Origin of the sequence: Negadavirga shengliensis, from assembly GCF_042652345.1 — a bacterium.
In the GTDB taxonomy this organism is placed as follows: Bacteria; Bacteroidota; Bacteroidia; order Cytophagales; family Cyclobacteriaceae; genus Negadavirga; species Negadavirga shengliensis.
In genome coordinates this window covers 176321-199820 of sequence record NZ_JBHSJJ010000001.1, presented here as the reverse complement: position 1 = coordinate 199820, position 23500 = coordinate 176321, and the positions used below count along the sequence as shown (strand labels likewise).

Here is a 23500-nt window from a genome sequence, read left to right as displayed (position 1 = left end):
GATGGCGGATAAAGAAGGCTTCTTAAAATATAAAAGACAGTTACAGGATTCCAGGTCGCCTGAGGAAAGGAAAAAAGATTATAAGGAAATATATAAACCTTTGGATCCTAAGGTACTTCATCAGCAGGCAGCCAGGTGTATGGATTGTGGTATCCCTTTTTGCCATAACGGCTGTCCATTAGGCAACGTCATACCGGAATTCAATGATGCGGTATATCAAAAGGAATGGGAACTGGCCTATCACATACTCAAAGGAACCAACAATTTTCCGGAGTTTACAGGCCGGATTTGTCCTGCTCCTTGCGAAGCAAGCTGTGTACTGGGAATCAACAAAGATCCTGTAGCCATTGAGTTGATTGAAAAGAGCATCGCGGAAAAAGCTTATGAACTGGGTTTGGTAAAACCCAAAGTACCTGCTGAACGAACAGGGAAAAAGGTAGCCGTGATCGGCTCAGGGCCGGCGGGATTGGCCGCCGCGGACCAGCTTAACCAGGCGGGCCATGAAGTTACCGTGTTTGAGAAGGATAAAGAGGTAGGTGGATTGCTGCGTTACGGGATCCCGGATTTCAAGTTGGAAAAATGGGTGATCGACCGCAGGGTGGACATCATGGATAAAGAAGGGGTTATATTCAGTAAGGACACAGAGGTTGGATCCAACATCAAGGCCGAAGATATCCTTCAGAGTTTTGATGCAGTGGTCCTGTCTACCGGGGCCCAGCACCCCAGGGATTTGAAAATCAAAGGAAGGGATGCCAAAGGGATCCATTTTGCCATGGAATTTTTGGGGAGACAGAATCAGGTAATTTCCGGACAACTTGAGGAAAACCCTATCCATGCCAAAGGTAAGCATGTTATCGTCATTGGCGGTGGCGACACAGGGAGTGATTGTATTGGGACTTCAAACCGTCACGGAGCAGCATCCATCACGCAATTGGAACTGTTGCCTAAGCCACCTCAGCAAAGAACCAGTCTGAACCCCTGGCCGGAATGGCCCATGACCCTGAGAACATCCAGTTCTCATGAAGAGGGAGCGGAAAGGGTTTGGTCAGTGCTTACCAAGGAGTTTACTACTGACAAGAACGGAAATGTCACCGGCTTAACCATCGTGGATATTGAATGGCGGGAAGTAGATGGCAGGATGCAGTTTTTTGAAATTGAAGAAACACAGAGAACGCTTCCTTGTGATCTGGCCTTTTTGGCTATCGGTTATATGGGACCAAAAACCGGGTTGTTGGAGGCATTTGACCTTGAATTGATGGAAAACAGCCTCCCTAAATCCAGAAATTACCAAAGTTCGGTGCCAAAAGTTTTCTTGGCAGGGGATATGAGAAGAGGACAGTCGTTGGTAGTTTGGGCCATTGCCGAAGGCAGGGAATGTGCCGTGGAAGTGGATAAATTCCTGAGTGACGGCAAATCTTCGCTGGCCAGAAGGGACAAGTCTTTTTATTCATATGAAGACAATGAGATAAGTGTTTGATAAATGATTCTTGGATTAAATCAAAATGGCTGCCCTCGGGTGGCCATTTTGATTAATGAACCACATGGCCGGCAAAGGGATCAGTGGATGGATTTTAACCCTTCTTTTTATAGTACTAAAATAAAAAAGGGAAATGCAGATATTTAAACATTTTTAACCCGTGCTTTGGTCAATTTGCCGCGGATTTTTTCGGTGATAGAAATGCATTTGGGGAAAAGCGGTGGAAAAAAAATAGAAGGCCAGCAGCCTTCTACTTTATTATTAGCAAAACCCAAAAACTATTAAAATAAGTCGATTATGTTTTCTGTTTATTGGTTGAGTGTAGGACGGTTGCCTCTTTTTCTTCCTTCCATATCGGGCCTGCCCTCTCTTCTCTCATTTCTGTGGCGCTCCATCCTTTCTCTGGCTTCCTTTTGTGAGGCTTCCCACTGCTCCATTTGCTCCGGAGTGAGGACCGAAGCGATTTTTTCCTGATACGCCGTTCTGGCTTCTGTCATGGCTTGTCTCCGTTGCTCCATTTCCGCTTTTCTTTTTTCAGCCCGCTCCAGATGGAATGCATAAATTTCTTTTTGCTGGGATTCGTCCAGGCCAAGTTTTTCCGTCATGCGTTCAGTGATACGTTCGGCCTGCTTTTCCGGGCTACGGTCGAGGTTTCTTTCCCTTTGGGCTTGGACATTCATTACAGTAGCTAATCCCAATGCGCAAATCATTATTAACTTTTTCATGGTCTTTTTATAATTGGTTTTCGGTGGTTAGACCAATAAGTCTGGCCGGGGTTTAAAGTAGCTTTTGTCAAAAAATGTTAATAAATCTTAAATTGATCGATAATTCGGGGGTATACAGGCCATTGATGGTCGGCTTTTGCCACCTGTGTTTATTTACTTCCATATATTAAAATTCTGAATTATTTTGTTCCCTCAAAGATTTAATATGTTGAATAAAATGTTTGATTTGTAAACTGAAAAAATCGCCAAGATAATTCTAATTTTAGATAGAAAGAACTTTTATCACGGGCGTCAAGTTCAATAATGATGGACGACCGTACTTATTCATTATAGAAAATATCTACATCAACAGCCATAATGAAAAAACAGACTAAAATAATTTTAATTGGTGCCATAGTGATGGTGGTGGCATTCATATTTTTTTATCCAAGGTTTGATTTCAATACAAATTCTGAAGGGACGGCGACTAACCCAAATCCCGGTACTTCCGGCCAGACAGGCCTGCCAGTGAATGTGGTGGAGTTAAAGAGGGAGAGATTGGAGAACAACCTCAATGTTACGGGAAGCCTTATTCCCAACGAGATGGTAAGCCTGCGTCCAGAAGTGGCTGGTTTGGTGCAGAGAATTTCTTTCAATGAAGGGGAGTTTGTGACCAAAGGCACGCCGCTGCTTTACCTTAATGACGACGAGCTCAGGGCGCAGTTTGATAGGTTGGATTATACCAAAAAGCTGTATGAGAGTCAGGAAAACAGACAAAAGCAACTTTTATCCAGGGAGGCCATCAGTCAGGAGGAATATGATATTGTGTTGAACCAATTCAATACCAACCTGGCTGACCTTAGGTTAATTGAGGCTCAGCTCAATAAAATGGTGATAAGGGCTCCCTTTGATGGGGTGTTGGGGCTCCGGCAGGTGTCGGAAGGCAGTGTGATAGGTACGGGGGACATGATCGCCACGATAGTGAACATTGATCCTATCAAGATTGAGTTTTCCATACCTGAGCGGTATGCGAATGAGATTAAGAAAGGCTCCACGATATATTTCAGCTCAAATGTGTCCACAGAAGAGGCTGTGGGGACGGTGTACGCGGTTGAACCAAACATCGACCCTGGCACCAGGACGGTTAAAATAAGAGCCGAAAGTCCCAACAAAGAAAGAAAATTCCTGCCGGGAATGTTTGTGAGGGTCAGATTGGTTTTAAATGAGAGAAACGACGCATTATTGGTACCTTCCGAGTCTATCGTTCCGGAACTGGAAGGTTATAAAGTATATGTAGTCAAGGACGGTGTGGCGGAATCCAGAAGGGTGTCCATAGGGCAGCGCACCGACACAAGGGTACAGATCTTAGAAGGGGTACAACCGGGCGAACTGGTTTTGACCACCGGAATCCTGCAAGTAAGAGAGGGCATGCCCCTTTCAGTTAACCAAATCAATTGATAAGTCATGTCCAGTTTGTCCACCATCAGTATACGCAGACCTGTTCTATCCATCGTGATGTCCCTGACCATCTTGATTTTTGGTGTTATTGGGATCACATTTTTGGGAGTCAGGGAATATCCCAGTGTAGACCCGCCCGTGATCAATGTGAGGACCGCCTATGTGGGTGCCAATGCCGATGTGATCGAAGCCCAGATCACGGAACCTTTGGAAGAAGCCATCAACGGCATTTCAGGGATCAAGTCCCTGACCTCCATCAGTAACGATGGCAATAGCAACATCACGGTAGAATTTGAGGTGGGCGCGGATATGGAGGCAGCGGCCAATGATGTGAGGGACAGGGTGTCAAGGGCCCGGAGAAACCTCCCCCCCGACGTAGATCCGCCTATTGTGTCCAAAGCGGACGCTGATTCGTCCCCTATTACGTTTCTTACCATTCGAAGTGACAACAGAAGCCTGTTGGAACTGTCTGACATCGCGAGCAATGTGGTTAAGGAACGTCTCCAGACCATCAATGGCGTCAGCGAAATCATGATTTGGGGCGAAAAACAATATGCCATGCGCTTAAGAATGGATCCGTTGCGGATGGCCTCTTATGGCGTCACCCCCCTGGATGTGTTCAACAAGGTACAAAGTGAAAATGTAGAACTTCCCTCGGGTAGAATAGAAGGCACTTCCATAGAACTGTCTGTACGGACAAAGAGCAGATTAAGTACGCCGGAAGAGTTCAACCGGTTGATTGTAAAAGAAGATGGCAACAGTGTTGTACATTTTCAGGAAATCGGCAGGGCAGAGCTTGCCCCGCTCAACGAAAGGACCTTGTTGAAAAGGGATGGCGTACCTATGGTCGGTACTGCCATGGTTCCCTTACCGGGTTCCAACAACATTGAAATCATGGATGAATTCTACCAAAGGCTGGAGTTCATAAAAAAAGACCTGCCCCCGGATATTGAGTTAGGTATTGGGTTTGATACCACCAAATACATCCGCAATTCCATCAAGGAAGTGCGGCAAACCATCTTCACAGCCTTCTTTTTGGTGGTTATCGTCATCTTCTTTTTCCTCAGGGATTGGCGTACCACCTTCATTCCGGTGCTTACCATTCCCATCAGCCTGATTGGGGTGTTTTTCATCATGTACCTGATGGGGTTTTCTATCAATGTCCTTACCCTTTTGGGCATTGTGTTATCGATTGGCCTGGTGGTGGATGATGCCATTGTGGTGCTGGAAAACATCTATACTAAAATAGAGAAAGGAGAAAATCCTGAAAAGGCAGCCGAGAAAGGTGCCGAGGAAATCTTCTTTGCGGTAATCGCTACCACAGTGGCACTGGCGGCGGTATTCCTTCCCGTGATTTTTCTTACCGGTACGACGGGCAGGTTGTTTCGTGAATTTGGAATAGTAGTGGCCGGTGCGGTCATTATTTCATCCTTTGTCGCGCTCACCATGACCCCGATGCTGGGTTCAAAACTCCTGAAAAAAAGAGAGAAACAAAACTGGTTTCACATCAAAACAGAACCCTTGTTCAATTGGCTCAACAACCAATATGAATATTTGCTGCTGGCATTTATGAAGGTAAGATGGCTTGCTTTTGTTATCATTGCTTTTATGGGAGTGGGCATATATTACTTATTCAATCAAATCCCCCAGGAACTTGCTCCCATAGAGGACCGGGGCCAAATCCGTATCAATATGGCTGGACCGGAAGGAGCGACTTTTGGCTACATGGATCGGGTGATTGAGGAAATGACCGATGACCTGATGGAGATGATCCCGGAACACGAAAGGATGGGGATTGTTTCAGTGACTTCGCCCAGTTTCGGAACTGCCAGCACCAACTCGGGTTTTCTTAGGGTGGCATTGACAGACGCTTCCGAAAGAGACAGAAGCCAACAGGAGATCTACGAGAAAGTTTCTGATTATTTGAAAACAAAGACGGCGGTCAGGGCGTTTTCGGCACAGGAACCTTCCATTGGGGACCGGAGGGCAGGTTTGCCCGTACAGTATGTCATCCAGGCACAAACCTTGGAAAAACTCAAAGACATTCTGCCAGAGTTCATGGAACGGGTAAGCCAAAACCCCGCTTTTAACTTCTCAGATGTCAATCTAAAATTCACCAAGCCGGAAATAGAGGTAGAAATAGACCGGGAAAGGGCCCGGAATATAGGTGTTTCTGTGCAGGATATCGCAAGGACTTTACAGCTCTCTTATTCCGGACAGCGTTTTGACTACTTTATCATGAACGGGAAGCAGTATCAGGTTTTGGGAGAAATGCAGCTTGAGGACAGGAACGCCCCCATTGACTTAAGGATGTTGTACGTCCGCAACGAAAATGGGCTGCTGGTACAGATGGACAACTTGGTGAGCATCAGTGAAAGAAGCACACCTCCCCAACTTTACAGGTTCAACCGGTCTGTGAGTGCCACGGTTACGGCGGGACTGTCTCCGGGTTATACGGTAGGAATGGGCCTGGATGAAATGGATAAAATTGCGGAGGAGGTATTGGATGAGACCTATAGTACAGACGTAGCCGGTTTGTCCAAGGAATACCGGGACAGTTCCAATAGTTTGGTGTTTGCATTTGTGTTTGCACTGGTCTTGATATATTTGGTGCTTTCCGCGCAGTTTGAGAGCTTTATGGATCCTTTAACCATCATGTTTACGGTGCCATTGGCTATTTTTGGAGCCCTTTTGTCTTTGTGGTTATTTGACTTTACGCTGAACGTATTTAGCCAAATCGGGATTATCATGCTTATCGGGTTGGTAACAAAGAACGGCATATTGATCGTGGAGTTTGCCAATCAGCGAAAGGCCCAAGGAATGAGCATTAAGGACGCCATCGAAGGAGCAGCATCTGCCAGGTTCAGGCCTATCCTGATGACAAGCCTGTCAACCATTTTGGGTATTTTGCCCATTGCCCTGGCCTTGGGAGCCGGAGCGGAAAGCCGGGTTCCCATGGGGGTGGCCGTGATTGGAGGGATGCTGCTTTCCACTATTTTGACTTTATTCATTATCCCTGGCATTTATACTTATTTGACATCTAAAAAAGGAAGATTAGCAAGAGTCTAATATGAAGAAATTTTTGTTGTTTGGCCTGTCGGTTTTAATTGGTTTCAAAAGCATTGCGCAGGATAGGGAACCGTTGACTTTTGAAAAGGCGGTAGAGATTGGTCTGGAAAGGAATTTTGATGTCAAGATAGCGATCAATGAAGCTATAATGGCTACAAATGAACGTAGGATAGGCAATAGCCTGCTCTTGCCTACACTGGATGCTACAAACGTCCGTACTTACAGAAAAGAGGATACGGAGCAAACTTTTGTCAGTGATCCTTCCACCCCCAGAATGATACCTGGAGCACAAACCAGAACCAATAATTATAGTCTGGTGGCCATCTATGGTTTCAGCGCAGATGCAGTGGTGGCGCTGCAAAGGTTGGGAAAACTTGCGGAAATCAGTGAACTGGAAGCCAAAGTCATGATAGAAAATGCCGTAGCAGCCATTGCCACCTCCTATTACAGGTTGGTTTTGGAGCAGCAGCGGTATAATGTTCTCAACACGACGTTGGAACTTTCCCAGGAACGGGTGGAAATAGCCAAGGCGCAATATGAATTCGGCAGGGCATCCAGGAGGGATTTTCTGGCGGCTCAGGTGGACTACAATGCCGACCTCACTGCTTTGGTCAATCAAGAGCAGGTCATTCAGAATTCCAAAATTAATCTGAATGAATTGTTGGCTATAGATCCCCAACGGAATTTTGATATCAAGGATACCATTACCATAAGGGAAAACCTCCTCTTGGAGGATCTTATGGAAAACGCCTATGACAACAACAAGCAGCTGCTTGTGACCCAAAGACTGGAAAATGTGGCTTATCTCCAGTTAAGAGAGCTTCAGGCACAACGCTTGCCGACCATTACCCTGAACGGGGCCTATAACAACAATTCTTTGCGCTCCGATGCCGGATTCCTTTTGACCAATAAACAAGACGGGATCACTTTGGGAGCTACCATAGGCTGGAACCTGTTTAGCGGGTTTTCACTTAACAGAAGAATACAGAACGCCAAGATACAAATGCAAAACCAAAGGCATTTTTTGGATCAGTATGAAATCCAGATGCAGTCTGACATTCAGAGGACCTTTAACACCTATGAGAACAGCAAAAGGCTCCTGGAGATTGAGCAGATGAACTACGAGGTAGCTGTAGAAAACTCCGAGATTGCCCTGGACAGGTTCAGGTTGGGAATAGCCAATTACCTGGAGTTTAGGGATGCACAGGTGAACCGTCTCCAGGCCGAGAGCAGGCTGATTGAATCCCTTTATAATATCAAGGAAACCGAAATAGAACTGATGCGGCTCTCCGGTAAAATATACTTCCAAAGTAGTTACGAAAAAATCCATTAAAAACCTGGTGTACCGCTCTATTGGGTGCTGCCGGGCGCCAAGGCAAGAAAATCGGATTGAATTTTGAAAGATGACAAAGCGGCACACGGATGTCACGGTATAAGATCCGGCACGTTGCCGTTTTTTTGTTTGGTATATTGAGGGGAATCCCTTATAATTGGAAGTACCATTGATCCAGCAGGGATCTCCGACGCATGAAGAAATCAAGCCTCCGTCATCTTAGATTGATATTTTTTTTCGGTTTGTTAGTTTCCTGCCACCCTTCTAAAAAAGAAAAAACTCCTGAATTCTGGGAAAACCCTGTCCTGTTGGATTTGGAAGAAATCCGAAACAGGGGGTTTATACGGGCTGTTGTGGACAATTCATCTACCAGCTATTACATTTACAGGGGCAGGACAATGGGGTATGAGTTTGAGTTATTGCGCAACCTCGCCAACAGGTTGGGCGTCGGCCTTAGATTGATCGTCAGGGCAGATTTGGAGGATGCCTTCAGAATGCTCAATGAGGGCCGGGCAGATATCATAGCGATCAATTTCGAAATCAATGAGGCCAGGAAAAATTATGCCGCATATACCTCACCCATAAACGCCATCAGTACTGTCCTTGTCCAGCCAACGGATAAAAACCGGGTAAAGCAGCTGACAGACCTTGATAATAAAGCCATTCATATAAAACGGGGCACCGTCTATAAGGATAAGCTTCTGGGACTTGCGGATTCGCTCGGGTTAACGGTTGACGTGAAGGAAGTCAATGAGAGCCTGGAACGTCTTATTAACCAGGTAGTCACGGGTGATATTGATTATACGGTCGTGGATAATGACATTGCCTTGGTAAATGCCACTTATTATGATAACATCAATGTGCAACTTGAAATCAGCCCGCCTTCCGAAGTCTCGTGGGCTGTGAGAAAAAATGCCCCCGAACTTTTAGAAAGCATTAACCATTGGATTGACCGGATAAACCAAACGGGATATAAGGCCATACTTTACGACAAATATTTTCTGAATAAGAAAAACAGTTATTTCCGGAATGCATCGGCTTTTTCTTCTGTATCCGGCGGTAACATATCCGTATATGATGAGTTGATAAAAGAGGGGGCTGATGAACTTGGGTGGGATTGGAGACTATTGGCTGCGTTGGTATATAAGGAAAGCCGGTTTGACAATTCCGCCGTTTCTTATGCAGGCGCCGTAGGACTTTTACAGTTGATGCCGGTTACACTTCAGCGCTTTGGAGTAAGCAATCCCAGCGACCCAAATGAAAGTCTGAGAGGTGGCGTCAATTACCTTAAATATTTGGACCGCTTCTGGCTGGAAAAAGTGCCTGACAATTATGAACGGATTAAGTTTATTTTGGCGTCTTATAATGTAGGGCATGGCCATGTTCAGGACGCCTGGAAGTTGGCATTAAAGTTTGGGAAGGATACCCGGCAGTGGTCCCACGTGGCCTTTTATCTGGAAAAGAAATCCCAGCCGGAAATATACAGGGATCCCTGGGTAAATAGCGGTTATGCTAAGGGCCAGGTGGCCGTGAAGTATGTCAGGGAAGTGCTGAGTTTGTATGAATCCTACAAGGTGTTGGTTGAACCCTGATCTAACCGGCCATTTCCGAGACGATTTTGGCAGACAGCAGACAAAGCGGGATACCTCCCCCGGGATGTACACTTCCGCCACAGAAGTAGAGGTTTTTTATATGGAATGAATAATTGGCATGTCTGAGGAAGGCTGCCAAACGGCTATTAGAGCTGTTTCCGTATAGCGCACCCATGGCACTGGAAGTTTTGGATTCGATCGTTCTGGGTTCCAGCAGGTCCTCTGTTTCTATGAACTGTTCGATATCGGTTTCCAAAATGCGGTTGATTTTTGCTATAATGGCTTTCCTGGCTTCTTTAATGAGCAAATCCCAATCCTGACCGGTATTATTGGGCACATTGATCATGGTGAACCAATTCATACATCCTGGCGGGGCATCGTCTTCTTTGTACACTGAAGTAATATTGACATAAATGGTGGGATCGCTGTAAACGCTTCCTTCATGAAAAATGTACCTGAACTCTTCCTCATAGTCGTTGCTGAAAAAGATATTATGGAGGTCCAACTCAGCAAACTTCTTGCTGATGCCCCAATAAAAAATCAGTGCTGAGCTTGATTTTGGTTGCTTTAATAAAGTTGTTGGCTGTTTTTGGTCTTTCAAAATGGTTTTATACGCATTCACCATGTCCATATTGTTGACAATGATGTCTGCCTCATAGGAATTTAGGCCTGCCATGACCCCTGTTGCCTTCCTGTTATTCACGATCACCCTGTCCACCTTAACCCCGAAATTAAAACTGACTCCCAGGCTTTTGGCCAGTTCAAACAGGCTTAAGGTGATGTCATGCATGCCTTTTTTGGGAAAATAAGCACCCATGTTATATTCCAAATGCGGAATGATGTTCAAGGTGGCGGGTGTCTGGTAGGGGTCGGAGCCGTTATATGTGGCATAACGGTTAAAAAGCTGGACCAGTTTGGGGTGTCCAAACCGCTTTTTGTTGGCCCCGTTCATGGTGTCAAAAATACCCAGCTTTCCGATTTGAAAATACGACTTCAGGGCGTGGGCATTGGTCCATGTTTGCCACTGATGCAGCGAGCGATGCATAAACAGGGGAGAAAGCCGCTTGTAGATGAAGGCCGAATTCCGCAGCGCTGTCAGGATATTGTCCTCAGGCTCCCCCAGTTTGTCATGGACTTCCCGGGCAAACCGGCCAGGATCACTATAGGCTTTAATGCGCGTGCCATCCTCCCAAAAGTAATGACAGTTTACAGCTAACCTGGAATATTCAAAATGGGACTGGGGATTTCTTCCTGATAAGATAAATAACTCGTCCACGAGTTGTGGAAGGGTAAACAGTGAAGGGCCGGTGTCAAAACGGTAACCCTTGCAGCTCATTTTCCCTAGCTTGCCGCCTGGATAGGAATTGGCCTCCAGTACCTTCACTTGGTATCCTTTGTTGGCCAATCGTATGGCTGTAGCCAATCCGGCAATTCCCGAACCAATGATGACGGCTGATTTACCCATATAAGATAAAACTAAAACAAATTTGAAGTGTTTGAAAAAAATCCTCAAAATCCCCTTACATCAGCCGAGTGGCTCCCTCACCGGGAAAGATTACAGCCGGCAAGCCGACTGTGAATCACGGTGTTTAAAAAACTATGGTGTGCAGAGAAATAAGGAGTAAAAAAGGGCCATCTTAAATTCCTCGCTGCCCACACCCACTGTTCTTTTTATCCGTCTTGGGCGTTTACGTTCCATTCAATGCCAAACCTATCGATAAAGCTGCCATGCCAATCTCCCCAAAATTGTTTTTTAAAGGGGAAATTGACTTTACCCCCTTCTGAAAGCCTGTCGAAAACCTTATCGCCTTCCTGTTGTGTCTCCAACAGCAGGCTCAGGGAAACGTTTTTGCCACTTTCCTTGATTACTGCACCGGGAAATATGTCGCATGCATAAAAACGGTTTTCTCCAAACTCAAACGAAGCATGCAATATTTTATCCCGGTAATCTTCCGGCGCGTTCATTTCAGGGACATCATACTTTTGTTCGATGGTGAATTTCCCATCCAGAATGCTTGCATAGAATCCCAGGGCTTCCTCGCAATTTCCCTGAAACCTAAGGTAGGGAACCAGACGTATCGATTGAATTTTCATGGTTACTTTGTTTTGGTTGAGTATATCCTAAGTCACAAACATATGCAATGCCAAAAGTTGCATACGGTAAGAATTGGGCAGGATGCTATGGTTTTTTTCGGTAATTGGCGCTTTGAATTCAGCGGAAAATAAAAAAAGCCCCACATTTTTGTGAGGCTTGTACCAGGAGCGGGAATCGAACCCGCACGGCCTAATGGCCACAAGATTTTAAGTCTTGCGTGTCTACCTATTCCACCATCCCGGCATCCTCTCCGGGTGTGAGGAAATTACCGGCTTTTCAGAGCCAAATAAGGGTCGGTACCCCCTGCCCTGTAAAGAATAAAGCCCTGCGAAAGGGCTTTAAGGAGAGCGAAAGACGAGATTCGAACTCGCGACCCCGACCTTGGCAAGGTCGTGCTCTACCAACTGAGCTACTTTCGCTTTTTTCTTCTATGCTGTAGAGGAAAGATCTTTATCTTACCCTTGAACCTGAAGGCAAATTTATGTTATATTTTTTAAAGTACAATATTCAAGTTGAAAATTTTGCCCCTCTTCCGCTATGGCATTGATACTAAAGCGGAAATTTTATTCCAGGATTTTCTTGATTTCATTCAGCTTCAACAGCGCCTCAACCGGGGAGATGGTATTGATATCGATATGGTTCAGCATTTCCTTGGCTTCTTTGAATTTGGGATCGACATCAAAAAGACTCAGCTGGTAATTATTCTTAGGCATTTCCTTGAGGTTGTCCTGGTGTTTTTTCAGGTTTTTATCCTTTTCCAGGTGTCTCATGATCTCGGCTGCCCTAAGCACCACGGGGTTGGGCATCCCTGCCATCTGCGCCACGTGGATACCAAAGCTGTGTTCGCTTCCCCCTTTTTCCAGTTTCCGCATGAAGATCACCTTGTTGCCCACCTCCTTTACCGAAACATTGAAATTTTTGACTTTTGGAAAATCCTCCGCCAACTGGTTCAGTTCATGGTAATGGGTGGCAAAAAGGGTTTTGGCATGGCACTTGGGATGGTTGTGCAGGTATTCTACAATGGACCAGGCAATGGAAATGCCATCATAAGTTGAGGTGCCACGTCCGATCTCGTCCATCAGTACCAGACTCCTGTCAGAAAGATTATTCAGAATGCTCGCCGTTTCCGTCATTTCTACCATGAATGTGGACTCGCCCTTGGAAAGATTGTCGGATGCTCCCACACGGGTGAAGACTTTGTCTATAAGGCCGATCCTCGCATAGGACGCAGGTACGAAGCTGCCCATCTGCGCCATAAGGACGATCAAAGCCGTCTGCCTCAGCAAAGCTGACTTACCTGCCATGTTGGGTCCCGTAATGATGATGACTTGCTGGGAGGCATTGTCCAGATAGATGTTATTGGGTACATATTGCTCTCCTATGGCCAGCTGTTTTTCAATCACAGGGTGTCGCCCGTCCCGGATTTCAATAGAGTCCGTTTCCGCGATCTTGGGTTGGCAATAATTGTTCTCCTCTGCTACTTCCGCGAAGGAAATCAAACAGTCCAAAGTGGCCAGGATCCTGGCATTTTGCTGGATATGGGTGACATAATCCACAGCATCCTGCACCAGTTGATGGAAATATTTTTGTTCCAGGGCGATTAGCCGCTCTTCCGCATGCAGGATTTTTTCTTCATAAGATTTGAGTTCTTCCGTAATATACCGTTCAGCATTGACGAGGGTCTGCTTGCGTATCCATTCTGGCGGGACCTTATCCTTATGGGTGTTGCTTACTTCCAGGTAGTAACCAAAAACTTTGTTGAAAGCTACTTTTAGGGAACTGATGCCTGTTTTTTGTATTTCTCTCTGCTGTATCTGGACCAGGTAATCCTTTCCGGAGTTGGCCAGCTTTCGGTATTCGTCCAAGTCCCCATCCACCCCTTCTTTGATGATTCCCCCCTGATGGGTGAGCATCGGCGCATCTTCCAGCAGTTCTTTTTCTATTTTTTCCAACAGAAAATCACAGGGATTGAGTTGATCCGCTATTTTTTTGAGAGGCGTGTTTTTTTGGTTTTGGAGCAGTTGTTTGATAGGAAGGATGCTCTTCAGCGCCTTTTTGAGCTGGTTCATCTCCCTCGGGTTGATTCTTCCCACAGCCACTTTCGATATTAACCTTTCCAGATCGCCGATATGCTTCAGATGGGAAATGATTTCTTCCCTCAGATCCTGTCCTTTATGGAAGTAGCTGACAATTTTCTGCCGCTCTTCTATCGGTTCCTTCTCCTTCAGTGGCAACACCAACCATTTTTTCATCATCCGGCTGCCCATGGGGGTATGCGTGCGGTCCAGAATATGGATCAAAGGGACCCCGCCATCCTGTTGGGCAAAAATCAGCTCCAGGTTGCGGATGGTGAATTTATCCAGCCATACGAATTTTTCCTCGGCTATCCTTGAAATGGAAACAATATGCTTGACTTCTTTGTGCTCCGTTTCTTCCAGATAGTAGAGAATGGCCCCGGCGGCTACGATACCCAGTTCCAGATTTTCAATGCCGAAGCCTTTTAGATTGTTGGTACCGAAGTGGCCCGTAAGCTTCCCGTAAGTATAATCCCACTGATAAACCCAGTCTTCACAATGAAATGTAGTATAGTCATCTCTGAGAAGGTTGGCCGCGACAGACTTCGATGCCTTGGAATAAATCACTTCGGAAGGGTTAAAGCTTTGCAACAGTTTTTCTATGTAAGCACCGCCGCCTTCTGCGCACATAAATTCCCCCGTAGAAAGATCCAAAAAAGCTATACCTGCTTTTTCTTTACCGAAATGCAGTGAAGCAAGGTAATTGTTTTTCCTCTTGTCAAGCACGTTGTCATTGAAAGCCAAGCCGGGGGTTACCAGTTCGGTAACTCCCCGTTTCACAATCCCTTTTACTTCTTTGGGGTCCTCCAACTGGTCACATATCGCCACGCGATTGCCCGCCCTGATCAACTTCGGCAGGTAGGAATCCAGGGAATGGTGTGGAAACCCCGCCAGTTCTATATGGGAAGCCGACCCGTTGGCCCTTTTGGTTAAAACAATGTCCAATATTTTGCTGGCCTTAATGGCATCCTCACCGAAGGTCTCATAAAAATCCCCTACCCGGAACAACAGGATGGCACCGGGATGCTTTGCCTTGATGGCATTGTATTGTTTCATCAAAGGGGTTTCTTTACCTGTTGCTTTGGCCATACCTTTATAAGGATCAAATAGGATTGGAAATTTTAAGGCTTGAATTTAATTAAGAAAGGAGGGGAAACAAAACAGCCATCCAAATTTGACGGATAATTTTGAAACCTGCGAAAAGCTTGGCGCGCACAAATTGGTTTCGGGTCACTATTTTTTACCATATTTGTGTTGTTCTATTGAAAACCACATTTGTCTCTTATGTTATGAGAAAGCTGAGCATGGATGAGCTGAACCGGTTGTCGGTGGAAGAGTTCAAAACAGTCGATAAAAACCCCATTGTGCTGGTTTTGGATAATGTGAGGAGCCTGAATAATGTTGGGTCTGCCTTCAGAACAGCCGATGCCTTTAGGGCGGAAAAGATTTTTCTCTGTGGGATTACCGGAAAACCCCCTCACAGGGACATTCAGAAAACGGCATTAGGTGCTACGGAATCCGTGGCTTGGGAATATCACGAAGATACCAGGGAACTGATCAAGAGCCTTCATCAAAGTGGGTACAAGATTTGTGCCTTGGAGCAGACTACGGGAAGTATCCCTTTGAACGAATTCATGCCCGAACCCTCCAAACCCTATGCGTTGGTTTTTGGGAATGAGGTTTTTGGCGTGGAGGAGGATGTGATACTGGATGCGGATCATGTATTGGAAATTCCCCAGATGGGGACCAAGCATTCCCTGAACATATCGGTGAGCATAGGGATAGTTTTATGGGATTTTGTCAATAAAACGGGAGGGTGGGATTTGAGATCTCCATCAAGGGACGAAAAATAGTCCGAAAACAGTATGTGAAGTTTTCTATGTGAACTTTTGAGACGGGGGGGTGTTTGATTCCCCATCTTGGCTCACTACTTTCTCCAAATTTACCAAAAGATAATCAAGATCTTCCTTCCTGTGATGAGCGGATAGCACCAATCTGTTAACGGATGGGGCATCCGGACTTGGATAGGAAAATGAAGACAGGATGATTCCCTTTTTTTCCAATGCATCCACCCAACGTTCATTTAAAAAGCTAATCACTGGGTAATCAGGATGCATTCGAAATCCCAGTGAATTTTTTATTTTTTCATAAATGTATTTTATGTTTTCTTTAAGATGAACATGTTGTTTTAAATACAAATCCTGTCCTTCCAGAAACGCGTGAAGAGGTCCGGGAGCCGGAGGGGAGGAAGAACGGAAAATCACATGTTGTTCTATTTTTCCCAGGAGGAAATGGTTTCCCAGCAGTATCCCTCCGGGGAGGGCCAGCGCCTTTGCCATGGACCCGGCTATCAAAAGGTCGACGGGAAGATGCTGCCATTTGCTGTAGGAACCAAAAGCAGCGTTTCCGATTACCCCAAAAGCATGGCTGTCATCGATGACCAAAGTATACCGGTTAGACCTGGAAAGCTTGTCGATCCAATGAAAATCATGAACCTCAGGGATCAACGGATTCACGGCATTTGCCAGCAGCAAAATGTGGGCATTCTTCCTGATATGGCATTCATGGATCACCTGATCTGCCCAGGAAGAGAAGTCACCAAGGGGATCGTGCCGGTAGCCGATGGGCAAAATGGCCGGGTGGCTGTCAGGGGCAGCCATGATCAGGTCGGCGGTGGGGGCGATGGTTTGGACAGCTGCCGACCCAGCCATGTAGCCACTGCTGAATACCAAAGCCTTTTCCGCAGCCGCCTGCTTGGCAAAATATTGTTCAAACCGGTCATAAATCCCTAACCGTACATTGCTGTGCCGACTGCTTCCATGACAGGGCCCAAAAATTTCGGCACCTTCGCTGACCAGCTTACGGAATTCAGGTAGGGCACCCATTCCCAAATAGGATGTGCCGCTAAAATGAAGCAGTTGTCTGCCATCAACCTCTATGAAACGTCCCAGTCGCTTTTCTGTATGATAATGTTTCATATATTAAATTTTTAAGCCGTCATAGGGAATGGCCTGACATCCCCTGCGAAAAGTAAACGGTTTCTTTTCCAATTATTCATTTTCACCAGCGCTCGACTGCCCATGACCATTTTCTGGCATATTCAGTTGGGAATCAACAGGGCTCCGATCCCATCTCTGTCAGGAAACTGCACATGGTCCGGATATATCTTTACTCCCTCCGCGATGTCTTTGGCCAAAAGCATGGAGCCATCCATGTCCACATAATCAAGCAGGGGCGCGATATGGGCAATGGCCGAAATGCCAACAGACGATTCCGTCATGCATCCGACCATGGTTTTCATCCCAAGTGATTTGGCCTTTTCCAGCATCCTAAGGGCAGGGGTAATGCCTCCCGCTTTTACCAGTTTTATATTGATGCCATGAAAAAGTCCGTGACATTTATCCACGTCCTCCTCTGTCATACAGCTTTCATCAGCGATAACGGGCAGCTTGCTGTACTTGTAAACCTCTTTCATTCCTTCAAAATCCCTTTGGGCAAGGGGCTGCTCCATGAATTCCACATTCAAAGACTGCATCTCTTCCGAATACCGGATCGCCTGCTCTGCGGTCCAGGCACAGTTGGCGTCAATCCGGAATACCGCATCGGTGTGTTTTCTCAATTCCTTGATGATGTCCAAATCGTGGTCTGTCCCCAATTTTATTTTGTACAGAGGCCAGCTGAATTCTTTCATTTTGGACACCATCTTTTCTATGGGAGCTATGCCTATGGTGAAGTTAGTGAGGGGGATTTTTCCCGGGTCAAGCTTCAGCAGCTCATAAAGTTTTTTCCCGGCGCTTTTGGCATAAAGGTCCCACACGGCCATGTCGAGCGCACATTGTGCAAAAGGGTTTCCTTTAAAAAATACCTGGGTATCCTCCCACAGGTCATTTGGATGACGAAGGGATTTGCCCCGAAGAAACATGGCCGCTTCCCGAAGGCAACCGGCCATGTTCTCCGCCGTCATTCCATAAAACGGATTCGTGGTAGATTCTCCCAGTCCATACATCTCGCCCTCTGATATTTTCACGATCAGCGTTTCCTGGGCATCCCGGCTCTGATGGGCTATGGTGAATGTATGTTTCAGGGGTAGTTTCCTGACCGATATTTCCAAATGCATACAATATATCAACTATGGGGTTAAAATTTCAATCATAAATATAGGTGATTGCGGTGAACTCATAGAATGGATTTCCTTTATATTTGACAAAAAATCATCATGTTTAACCACTAACAAAAATTTATCCGATGTCAAGATTATCCGTTTTCGTGAAAAAAGGATGGCTGTCCGGGATCATATTTGTCCTGCTCGCCTGCCAGGAGCGTCCACATCATGATCCATTGGATATCCATGTTTTAGCTGAAGCCTACGAAACTTACAAGGAAGAAGGGTTTTCCCAGAGAAGGTTTGGGCATGATATCCTCCAACCCCTTATTGAAAAAAGGGCGGCAGATTTTACCGTAGAAGAACTTGGCCGGTCGGTTTTGAACGCTCCCATCCATTCACTTGAAACCGGAGAGGGGAAAACCAAGGTGATGCTTTGGTCACAGATGCATGGCAACGAAAGCACCGCCACCATGGCCCTGTTTGATCTTTTTAACTTTTTTGAAGGCCCGGACGAGGACGGATTTGAGGACATCCGGGCGACCGTACTTGAAAATCTTCGGATCAAGTTCATCCCTATGGTCAACCCTGACGGTGCCGAAACATTCCAGCGCCGAAATGCCCTGGATATTGATCTTAACCGGGATGCGGTCAGCCTGGTTTCGCCCGAAGCCCAAATCCTGAAAGCAGCGCGCGATACCTTTGATCCGGCCTTTGGATTCAACCTCCATGACCAGAACATTTATTATAATACCAAAGGCAGTCCGAACCCTGCGACGATCTCTGTGCTGGCGCCGGCATATAACGAAGCCACGGAGATCAACGAAGTAAGGCTAAACGCCATGAAGGTCATCGCGGGAATGGACCGGCTGCTGCAACAGGAAATCCCCGGTCATGTGGGAAAATATGACGATGCCTTTGAACCAAGGGCTTTTGGGGACAATTTCCAGAAGTGGGGCACCAGCACCATTCTGATAGAATCCGGCGGATATCCCGGCGACCCGGAAAAACAGTATATCCGGAAACTCAATTTTATGGCCATCCTTAACGCCCTTTATGAGATTGCCACTGAAGGCCATCAAAAGTACACGGAACAGGCATACTTTTCTATTCCCGACAATGATTCCAAAATGATGGATATGATCATCAGAAACGCCAAAGTCAATAAAAACGGCTATACTTATACCGCGGATATCGGCATCAGGAGGAGAGAGACCAACCATGGTGACCGGGACTATCGTATTTCAGGTGTGATCGAAGATCTGGGGGACTTGTCCGTCTTTTACGGTTATGAGGAAATTACCGGGGATGACCTGGAAATCGTGATGGGCAAATCCTATGGGGAAACGTTGAACTGGGATGAGATCAGCGATGGGAAATCCCTGGAGCTTCTGCAGCAGGGCCATCTCGCCATAAAGATAAAAGGAGCAGCAAAGGGGAAAATCCATGGGTATCCCATCCGCGTTTTTACGGAGGATAAGGCACTTCCATCAGAGATAGGCCTTGGCGGTCCGGCCGATTTTTTCCTTAGCGAAAAGGGCAAACTGCGTTATGCGATTGTGAACGGATATCTTGTGGATCTCCAAAATCCCTCTGATAAAATATATAAACATCTGATCGAATAAGTTCTATAAAAAGCCATACACACACAACTTGTATCCCTGATCAGTGTTGACCGTTTTGTGAATGAATTTCGTTGTTATTCTGATATAGGCGTCGTTCTCAGATTACATATCAAACACCGAACGATGAGGCCTATGGCTATCGGAAGCATAATGAATTCCCCATACAATCATTGTCCAGTAAATAGGCGCCCAAAGCATACCCCCACAATTATCCGATCCATCTAGGCAGAGCGTCCTAAGTATGTCCCGCAGGTGTTCCGCTTGTCCTTCCAGTCTCAGGGCAGGAGGTCCCTATGTTGGGGGGAGGATATAAAGACGGTGCGACTTATAAAATCCGTCTTAAACCCGTGTTTTATCCGTGTTTTATCCGTATCAAAGCCCATCATAAGCCCTATAAAATCCCCTCCTTCTCTCTTGTGCTTCCTGTCCTTATTGGGATATAAAAGCGGGGTGATCCCTGGTTGAGAGCACGTTGAAAGGAGTCCGTTTACTTTACGGACAGTTTAGAGGATATGAAAGATGCTTTTCCTATTTCTTATCAGAACAGAAATACTGGGACCCACACTTACAGAGCAAATTTAGATCAGTCGCAATGGATTCATCTGGATTATATTACATTACACTCATATGATAAGGTGCATGATTGTGAAGAACCGAAGTGGACAATTGTACTTCCTTTATCGAAGGTGAACTGGCACATTTAGCCACAGATAAAAATTCGTATCATTGTTTGGAAGAATAAAATGACACGGGCTAGCCTGTTTGGTAGAAACCGGGCAGGTGGCTTTTTTTGTAGACGATACACGGACAATCTTTCTGTCTGCATTCGAAATGAACTTTTGAGTAGAAATGGTTCGGGTTTATTGCATTAAAAAACAGCGATTACTGTGGAGAATACAACTGAGGATATATATAAAACTTCCCTGCTACTGCTTGTTAAGCTTGGTATTATCGACTTTCACTTCCGCCGATCTGCACGCCCAAATCACCTATGAAACGGATACAGTGGATGTGAAAAAGATTGTCTTCAACGACACCGTCCCGTTTATACAGGAGATAGGAGAGGTGGATACTACTGGCCTGTTGATTTCTTCCATGTATACTTTCAGACGGGGCATGGCGTTTAACCCAAACGATATTCCTTTGACCGCCCCCGTTAAAACCGGAATCCCTTTCTTCAATATTAAAGAAGGCGGATTTACTTATAGCGTCAAAGAAGGACGCAAATATATTATTTATGGTATAAACTTTATGGATAACCCAGACTTCGTTCTAGAGATAAATGGATATGTACTCAATCATGAAACCAAATTGGAAGAACTTGATGTGGTTTTTCCGCATTCTTTCCAAAATTTGAATATGGGAGTGAGTACGCATGCAGATATCCCGGAGAATAAAAAGCTGGACTTTTTCTGGGTATATGGTTATGAACATCCTGAAAAATGTCCTAAGCCGAAATGGCGGATCCAGTTATCATTTTTGGATGGCGAGCTGTATAAAATGATTGCCGACAAATACAGTTATTATTGTACTGAATAGGCTATCTGAGTACTCCAAAATATTTTGTATGGGCTTTTTCATTGGAAAACATCCCATCTCATAAAAGCCACGGGGGCAACCGGTCCCCTGACTTACTACAGGATTTCTTCTACTTTTGATGGTCAAAACACCACAACTGAGCCAACGGTAATGCATTAGATTTTTTCGGCATAATAAAGTATTTTAAAAAATACCTGACCGATACGTTGATATGCTTTTTGCGATTGTTCAAAAAAATCCTTAAAATAAGCTTTTGATTTTCAAATAATTGCCTTTAAACCATAAGATAAACCCATGCGAGAAAAATCCACAGTGGACGAAATCAGAAAGCGATTTGATGAGGATGTAGAACGTTTTTCAAATATAGAGACAGGGCAACAGGCCACCATGGATGCCACTTTAGCGATGGAACTCATCGCCAATGCCGCTGTCATCTCCAATCCCAATGCCCGGAACATGCTGGATATCGGTTGTGGTGCGGGCAACCTGTCCCTGAAAGTGCTTCAGTACCTGCCACAGCTCAATTGTGACCTGCTGGACCTCAGCCAACCCATGCTGGAGAGGGCCTGTGAACGGGTATCATGGGCCACTACCGGAAAAGTAAGTACCATCCAGGCAGATATCCGGGACGCAAATCTCCCAAAAGACCGGTATGAGATCATCATCGCCGCGGCGGTGCTTCACCATCTTAGGGAAGTCGATGAGTGGAGAAAAACCTTTTCCAAGATTTTTGACATGCTAACCCCCGGAGGCGGTTTTTGGGTTTCCGATCTGATAGCCCATGATAATCCCTATATCCAGGAAATGATGTGGAACAGGTATGGCCGGTATCTGGAGTCGATTGGCGGAGTCAATTACAGAAGAAATGTGTTTGACTATATCGAGAAAGAAGATTCGCCCAGGTCATTGCCTTTCCAACTTAATCTGATGCAGGAAGTGGGTTTTGTGCACGTGGAAGTGTTGCATAAAAACTGTTGTTTTGCCGCTTTTGGAGGCAAAAAGCCGACGGGCTAAATGAAAAGATGTTTGTACATTTCTTCCAGTTTCGTCACAGCCATCACCTTTATCGGGAATTTAGAAAGGTCAACTCCTTTGACGGCATACCTGGAGACGATGATTTTTTCAAATCCCATCTTGGCAGCTTCGGCGATCCGGCTTTCTATGCGGTTGATGGCGCGGATTTCCCCGCCAAGTCCCACCTCGCCCGCGAAACAGCTTTTCGGATCCACGGGGCTGTCCTCATAAGATGAAATAAGTGAGGCACACACGGCCAGGTCCAATCCGGGATCATCTACCCGCAAGCCCCCGGCGATATTGAGAAATACGTCCTGCTGTCCCAGCCGCATGCCTCCTCTTTTTTCCAGGACCGCGAGCAGCATATTGAGCCTTTTGGCATCGTGGCCTGTACTGCTGCGCTGGGGCGTGCCGTAGGTGGCGGGACTTACCAGGGATTGGATCTCTATCAGCAAGGGCCGGTTACCTTCCAGCATGGCTCCGATGGCCACCCCATTGAGCAGTTCTTCCCGCTGCGTCATCAGTATTTCCGAAGGGTTGTTTACTCCCTTTAGCCCTTCCGTATGCATTTCATAAATGCCCAGTTCATTGGTGGAGCCAAAGCGGTTTTTTGAGGTCCTCAGGATTCTATAACTCAGGTGCCGGTCCCCTTCAAACTGCAACACCGTATCGACCATGTGCTCAAGGATTTTTGGGCCGGCTATGGCGCCGTCTTTGGTGATATGGCCGATTAAAAACACCGGTGTCCCGGTTTCCTTGGCAAACTTCATCAATTCCGCCGTGCATTCCCTCACCTGGCTGACAGAGCCTGCGGCCGATTCCACATATTGGCTGTGTAGCGTTTGAATCGAATCTATTACCAGCAATTCCGGCTGGAGCTGTTCAACCTGCTGAAAGATCTGCTGCGTGTTGGTTTCGGCCAAGACATAGCAGTTGTCAGAAAACCGGTTCATTCTTTCCGCCCGCATCTTGATCTGGTTCTCGCTTTCTTCACCCGATACGTACAGGACTTTGACCTGATTGAGCATCAGGGCGATTTGAAGCATCAGGGTGGACTTTCCTATTCCCGGCTCTCCCCCGATGAGAATCAGCGATCCTGCCACTATTCCCCCTCCCAAAACCCGGTCCAGCTCCGCATCTCCCGTTGCCAGCCTGGCCTGCTCCTCAAAATGGATCTCTTTCAGCCGCTTGGGCTGACTGGCCTTTTTTACAGCCGGAGCAGACTGTTTCCAACTGCCCCGGCTGTTTTCTTCTTTTTGGATGACTTCCTCCACATAGGTGTTCCATTCTCCGCAGGATGGACATTTTCCCTGCCATTTTGGACTCTGGGCACCACAATTTTGGCAAAAAAAGGAAGTTTTTATTTTAGCCATGACATTCGATAAAAGACATTAGATATACCTCTGAACTTACCTGA

The 23500-nt window shown here is 46.1% G+C and carries 16 protein-coding genes and 2 tRNA genes; 9 read left to right on the top strand and 9 right to left on the bottom strand.

The genetic code is table 11. The features are described from left to right. The first annotated feature begins 1 nt into the window (after position 1). Entirely contained in the window at positions 2 to 1477 is a 1476-nt protein-coding gene (locus ACFPFU_RS00790) for a glutamate synthase subunit beta (RefSeq protein WP_377060541.1), read from the top strand. A gap of 308 nt (positions 1478 to 1785) precedes the next feature. On the opposite strand, the gene ACFPFU_RS00785 is transcribed toward ACFPFU_RS00790, so the two are convergent. Beyond that, positions 1786 to 2202 (bottom strand): DUF4890 domain-containing protein, encoded by a 417-nt coding sequence (locus ACFPFU_RS00785; protein ID WP_377060539.1) that lies wholly within the window; start codon positions 2200 to 2202, stop codon positions 1786 to 1788. 357 nt (positions 2203 to 2559) lie between these two features. Here ACFPFU_RS00785 and ACFPFU_RS00780 point away from each other — a divergent pair, with 357 nt between their 5' ends. The 4 genes from ACFPFU_RS00780 to ACFPFU_RS00765 all read left to right on the top strand — a co-directional run bounded on the left by ACFPFU_RS00780 (position 2560) and on the right by ACFPFU_RS00765 (position 9633). After that, positions 2560 to 3639 carry an efflux RND transporter periplasmic adaptor subunit gene (locus ACFPFU_RS00780; RefSeq protein WP_377060536.1) on the top strand — a complete coding sequence of 360 codons (1080 nt, stop codon included), beginning with the start codon at positions 2560 to 2562 and terminating at the stop codon, positions 3637 to 3639. Between the two features lie 6 nt (positions 3640 to 3645). Beyond that, positions 3646 to 6708 (top strand): efflux RND transporter permease subunit, encoded by a 3063-nt coding sequence (locus ACFPFU_RS00775; protein ID WP_377060534.1) that lies wholly within the window; start codon positions 3646 to 3648, stop codon positions 6706 to 6708. A 1-nt stretch (position 6709) separates the two neighbouring features. After that, on the top strand, positions 6710 to 8041 hold the full coding sequence (locus ACFPFU_RS00770; RefSeq protein ID WP_377060532.1) for a TolC family protein: 1332 nt from the start codon (positions 6710 to 6712) through the stop codon (positions 8039 to 8041). Between the two features lie 194 nt (positions 8042 to 8235). Next, positions 8236 to 9633 (top strand): MltF family protein, encoded by a 1398-nt coding sequence (locus ACFPFU_RS00765; RefSeq protein ID WP_377060530.1) that lies wholly within the window; start codon positions 8236 to 8238, stop codon positions 9631 to 9633. Position 9634: 1 nt separating this feature from the next. Here ACFPFU_RS00765 and crtD read toward each other — a convergent pair whose 3' ends face one another. From crtD to mutS, 5 genes are all read right to left on the bottom strand, one after another. After that, positions 9635 to 11098 (bottom strand): 1-hydroxycarotenoid 3,4-desaturase CrtD, encoded by a 1464-nt coding sequence (crtD, locus tag ACFPFU_RS00760; protein WP_377060528.1) that lies wholly within the window; start codon positions 11096 to 11098, stop codon positions 9635 to 9637. Between the two features lie 206 nt (positions 11099 to 11304). Continuing rightward, positions 11305 to 11727 (bottom strand): VOC family protein, encoded by a 423-nt coding sequence (locus tag ACFPFU_RS00755; protein ID WP_377060526.1) that lies wholly within the window; start codon positions 11725 to 11727, stop codon positions 11305 to 11307. A 160-nt stretch (positions 11728 to 11887) separates the two neighbouring features. Continuing rightward, a tRNA-Leu gene (locus tag ACFPFU_RS00750) sits at positions 11888 to 11971 on the bottom strand. 103 nt (positions 11972 to 12074) lie between these two features. Continuing rightward, positions 12075 to 12147 (bottom strand) — tRNA-Gly (locus ACFPFU_RS00745). A gap of 144 nt (positions 12148 to 12291) precedes the next feature. Continuing rightward, the gene (mutS, locus tag ACFPFU_RS00740; protein ID WP_377060524.1) at positions 12292 to 14892 is read right to left on the bottom strand and encodes a DNA mismatch repair protein MutS; all 2601 of its coding nucleotides are present in this window, start codon (positions 14890 to 14892) and stop codon (positions 12292 to 12294) included. A 200-nt stretch (positions 14893 to 15092) separates the two neighbouring features. Between mutS and ACFPFU_RS00735 the strand changes: the two genes are divergently transcribed. Then, positions 15093 to 15656: an RNA methyltransferase gene (locus tag ACFPFU_RS00735; RefSeq protein WP_377060522.1), complete on the top strand. Its 564-nt coding sequence runs from the start codon at positions 15093 to 15095 to the stop codon at positions 15654 to 15656. A 24-nt stretch (positions 15657 to 15680) separates the two neighbouring features. On the opposite strand, the gene ACFPFU_RS00730 is transcribed toward ACFPFU_RS00735, so the two are convergent. Continuing rightward, on the bottom strand, positions 15681 to 16781 hold the full coding sequence (locus ACFPFU_RS00730) for an aminotransferase class I/II-fold pyridoxal phosphate-dependent enzyme (RefSeq protein WP_377060520.1): 1101 nt from the start codon (positions 16779 to 16781) through the stop codon (positions 15681 to 15683). A gap of 122 nt (positions 16782 to 16903) precedes the next feature. Next, positions 16904 to 17920, bottom strand: a complete 1017-nt coding sequence (locus ACFPFU_RS00725) for a dipeptide epimerase (protein ID WP_377060518.1) — start codon at positions 17918 to 17920, stop codon at positions 16904 to 16906. A gap of 128 nt (positions 17921 to 18048) precedes the next feature. On the opposite strand from ACFPFU_RS00725, the gene ACFPFU_RS00720 reads away from it, so the two are divergent. The 3 genes from ACFPFU_RS00720 to ACFPFU_RS00710 all read left to right on the top strand — a co-directional run bounded on the left by ACFPFU_RS00720 (position 18049) and on the right by ACFPFU_RS00710 (position 22083). Next, positions 18049 to 19530 (top strand): M14 family metallopeptidase, encoded by a 1482-nt coding sequence (locus ACFPFU_RS00720; protein WP_377060516.1) that lies wholly within the window; start codon positions 18049 to 18051, stop codon positions 19528 to 19530. 933 nt (positions 19531 to 20463) lie between these two features. After that, positions 20464 to 21069 (top strand): hypothetical protein, encoded by a 606-nt coding sequence (locus ACFPFU_RS00715; protein ID WP_377060514.1) that lies wholly within the window; start codon positions 20464 to 20466, stop codon positions 21067 to 21069. Positions 21070 to 21363: 294 nt separating this feature from the next. Beyond that, positions 21364 to 22083: a class I SAM-dependent methyltransferase gene (locus ACFPFU_RS00710; protein ID WP_377060512.1), complete on the top strand. Its 720-nt coding sequence runs from the start codon at positions 21364 to 21366 to the stop codon at positions 22081 to 22083. Here ACFPFU_RS00710 and radA read toward each other — a convergent pair. Further along, positions 22080 to 23456, bottom strand: a complete 1377-nt coding sequence (gene radA / locus ACFPFU_RS00705; RefSeq protein ID WP_377060510.1) for a DNA repair protein RadA — start codon at positions 23454 to 23456, stop codon at positions 22080 to 22082. The two genes, ACFPFU_RS00710 and radA, sit on opposite strands and share 4 nt — an antisense overlap. Between the last annotated feature and the right edge of the window lie 44 nt (positions 23457 to 23500).

What these genes read in the sequence shown, in the direction of transcription:
- ACFPFU_RS00790 (WP_377060541.1), top strand. Translation starts at nt 2, where the DNA reads ATGGCGGATAAAGAAGGCTTCTTAAAATATAAAAGACAGTTACAGGAT.
- ACFPFU_RS00785 (WP_377060539.1), bottom strand. Translation starts at nt 2,202, where the DNA reads ATGAAAAAGTTAATAATGATTTGCGCATTGGGATTAGCTACTGTAATG.
- ACFPFU_RS00780 (WP_377060536.1), top strand. Translation starts at nt 2,560, where the DNA reads ATGAAAAAACAGACTAAAATAATTTTAATTGGTGCCATAGTGATGGTG.
- ACFPFU_RS00775 (WP_377060534.1), top strand. Translation starts at nt 3,646, where the DNA reads ATGTCCAGTTTGTCCACCATCAGTATACGCAGACCTGTTCTATCCATC.
- ACFPFU_RS00770 (WP_377060532.1), top strand. Translation starts at nt 6,710, where the DNA reads ATGAAGAAATTTTTGTTGTTTGGCCTGTCGGTTTTAATTGGTTTCAAA.
- ACFPFU_RS00765 (WP_377060530.1), top strand. Translation starts at nt 8,236, where the DNA reads ATGAAGAAATCAAGCCTCCGTCATCTTAGATTGATATTTTTTTTCGGT.
- crtD (WP_377060528.1), bottom strand. Translation starts at nt 11,098, where the DNA reads ATGGGTAAATCAGCCGTCATCATTGGTTCGGGAATTGCCGGATTGGCT.
- ACFPFU_RS00755 (WP_377060526.1), bottom strand. Translation starts at nt 11,727, where the DNA reads ATGAAAATTCAATCGATACGTCTGGTTCCCTACCTTAGGTTTCAGGGA.
- mutS (WP_377060524.1), bottom strand. Translation starts at nt 14,892, where the DNA reads ATGGCCAAAGCAACAGGTAAAGAAACCCCTTTGATGAAACAATACAAT.
- ACFPFU_RS00735 (WP_377060522.1), top strand. Translation starts at nt 15,093, where the DNA reads ATGAGAAAGCTGAGCATGGATGAGCTGAACCGGTTGTCGGTGGAAGAG.
- ACFPFU_RS00730 (WP_377060520.1), bottom strand. Translation starts at nt 16,781, where the DNA reads ATGAAACATTATCATACAGAAAAGCGACTGGGACGTTTCATAGAGGTT.
- ACFPFU_RS00725 (WP_377060518.1), bottom strand. Translation starts at nt 17,920, where the DNA reads ATGCATTTGGAAATATCGGTCAGGAAACTACCCCTGAAACATACATTC.
- ACFPFU_RS00720 (WP_377060516.1), top strand. Translation starts at nt 18,049, where the DNA reads ATGTCAAGATTATCCGTTTTCGTGAAAAAAGGATGGCTGTCCGGGATC.
- ACFPFU_RS00710 (WP_377060512.1), top strand. Translation starts at nt 21,364, where the DNA reads ATGCGAGAAAAATCCACAGTGGACGAAATCAGAAAGCGATTTGATGAG.
- radA (WP_377060510.1), bottom strand. Translation starts at nt 23,456, where the DNA reads ATGGCTAAAATAAAAACTTCCTTTTTTTGCCAAAATTGTGGTGCCCAG.